1 protein-coding gene is annotated in these 628 nt (G+C 58.8%); it reads left to right on the forward strand.

Translation table 11 applies throughout. The features are described 5' to 3' along the window. On the forward strand, window positions 1-601 hold a 601-nt coding region (locus AACX88_RS17525), incomplete at its 5' end, for a methyltransferase domain-containing protein (RefSeq protein WP_339394134.1). Between the last annotated feature and the right edge of the window lie 27 nt (window positions 602-628).

Consider the following 628-nt stretch of genomic DNA (forward strand, 5'->3'; position numbering starts at 1 on the left):
GGCGATCATGGAAGGGGAACAGGAGATTTTCCTCAGCGAGCAGCAGGCGCTGGCGGAGAACTTTAACGGCGTGCCGTTGTGGATCCGCCCGCAAAGCTTCTTCCAGACCAACCCGACGGTCGCCAGCCAGCTGTATGCCACCGCCCGCGACTGGGTGCGCGAGCTGCCGGTTGACCATATGTGGGATCTGTTTTGCGGCGTTGGCGGCTTCGGCCTGCACTGTGCCACCCCGCAGATGCGCCTGACCGGTATTGAAATCGCGCCGGAAGCGATTGCCTGCGCGAAGCAATCTGCCGCACAACTGGGGCTTAACAACCTGCATTTCCAGGCGCTGGACTCCACCCAATTTGCGACCCATGAAGATGATATCCCGCAACTGGTGCTGGTTAACCCGCCGCGTCGCGGTATTGGCGCTGAGCTGTGCGACTATTTAAGCCGCATGGCGCCGCCGTATATCATCTACTCAAGCTGTAATGCCCGGACGATGGCGAAAGACATCGCTCGTCTGGACGGTTACCGCGTTGAGCGGGTACAGCTGTTCGACATGTTCCCGCACACCGCCCATTACGAAGTGCTGACGCTGTTGGTTCGCGAAGTTTAAACAAAATGTGAACTCTTTAACCGGCTG

Source organism: Brevibacterium metallidurans, assembly GCF_037101285.1.
Classification (GTDB): Bacteria; Actinomycetota; Actinomycetes; order Actinomycetales; family Brevibacteriaceae; genus Brevibacterium; species Brevibacterium metallidurans.